The organism is Paraburkholderia sp. NMBU_R16, assembly GCF_013282575.1.
Classification (GTDB): domain Bacteria; phylum Pseudomonadota; class Gammaproteobacteria; order Burkholderiales; family Burkholderiaceae; genus Trinickia.
In genome coordinates, this window is sequence record NZ_JAAAYE010000187.1 from 1 (window position 1) to 1,602 (window position 1,602).

At 55.7% G+C, this 1,602-nt stretch carries 2 protein-coding genes; both read right to left on the minus strand.

The features are described from left to right. Nucleotides 1-242: 242 nt before the first annotated feature. A complete protein-coding gene (locus GWC77_RS27675) occupies nt 243-644 on the minus strand; it encodes a GNAT family N-acetyltransferase (protein WP_173262662.1) in 402 nt (133 codons plus the stop codon). Between the two features lie 209 nt (nt 645-853). Further along, on the minus strand, nt 854-1,602 hold a 749-nt coding region (locus GWC77_RS29255), incomplete at its 5' end, for a hypothetical protein (RefSeq protein ID WP_217283445.1).

Genomic DNA, 1,602 nt, shown 5'->3' on the forward strand with positions numbered 1-1,602 from the left:
GCCACACCGATTCCAATTCTTCTCTTGCGAAGGCCGTCATCGCTTGCCCCTCCTGAGCGAACTCAATGGCGGCATTGTGCGATTGCCTTTACGCGAACTCTATAACGCCCATGGCTTACCGCTTACCGTTCAACGTCGATAGCATTACGTTTAATGTTAATGTGTTTTTGATTACTTCAGTTTATTAGGTTGAGAGGGGAATCGATGCGTAATCTCGACATTGAACTGATTTATGCTGAAAATCAATCGGCCGTCATCCAATTGAGAACTGGCGCCAGTGCCTCGTCCGCTATTCCGAGCCCCCAATATTCTCTGCCAAGGATGACCTCAACGCTGCTGCCAGCAAGCGATGGGCTTTCGAGTATCGCTCCGACAAGCGTATTGTCCTGACGCTGTTGAATAGCCCAGACGTTCATGCTTCCAGCAGCACACAAAAGCTGGATTCGAAGGGATTCATGTGCCACGGCATCGGCAGGCTTTCCCGCCATCCATGGTACCCGGGCTGCAACTTCATCATCCTTGAACAAAGACCCGCAAAGCTGTGCCGCATGCGCGGGCCCGATGGCGAATACCCTCAATCGCGGCGTCAAGAATTCCCGACCCGATTCGTCGTTTGAGGTAGCACCAATCCCATGCGTCATCATTTCACCCCTTCTCCATAAGTGAACCGATGACGTAGCTTGCGTGCACAAAGCTGCACGGTGCGATATCCACGCGAGAAGTTGATGCTTGATGCGAAGCACCACGGCCCGCTGGTCGTGAGTATTGCATTCCCGAACAGCGCCGAACAACGTGCACATAAACGAACGTTGCCGGCTCGAAATCGAGACGATCCGAGACCGGAGATAGCGAGCTATTGCGCCGAAAAATCGCCGAACCGCACTTCGCGACTCTGCTGCCGGTCGTAGCGAAGGACTTCCTCGAAGGCTTTGTCAGATGCCGCGTACAGCATGTCCCGAGTCGTTCCCGAAAACGACCTGAAAAAGTCTTCGTAGCGTCCAACAAATCGGTCCGGATCGACGACCTCTCCGCGAATACCCATGTCGATACGCGTCTCTATCGGCCGCCCCTTGAGCAAGTTCATCTCCCACATCACCTCGTTCAAGGAGTGCCCTCCGTCATAGCAGAGAAACATGAATGCGCCGAGCACAGCGGACGGTCTGTCGATTCTGGCGCCCCTTTCGCGGATGGCATAGTCGACGAATTTGCACGCGAAGCCAGCAGATCCCGAAGGACCGGAGCCATAGGGTGCGCCCGCGGCAAGCTGGGTCTTGACGAACGCCGAAGGAGCGCTGAAATTCGGTCGGTTTCGCAACGTGGGGCGCGAGCTGAAGGTGTCCGTGTACCGAGCCTTAGCCTTGCCGGGTTGGTGCGCCAAGTGCAAGCCCGTGCCGAGTCCATAGACATCTGTCCGCTTCAAAATGGCCCGGGCGGCATCCCGAAGAGCAAACTCCCTGCGGTCCTGGTCCGTGTTGTGAGCTTCCCTCGGTTTTTCGCCTTCCAGAGGCCCCGAGTTATGCAGCCGTATCCTTTGTCCGCTGAGCCGTAAGCCAGTCTTGCATGAACTGAGTTGGCGACATGAAGCCAAGCGATGAATGACGA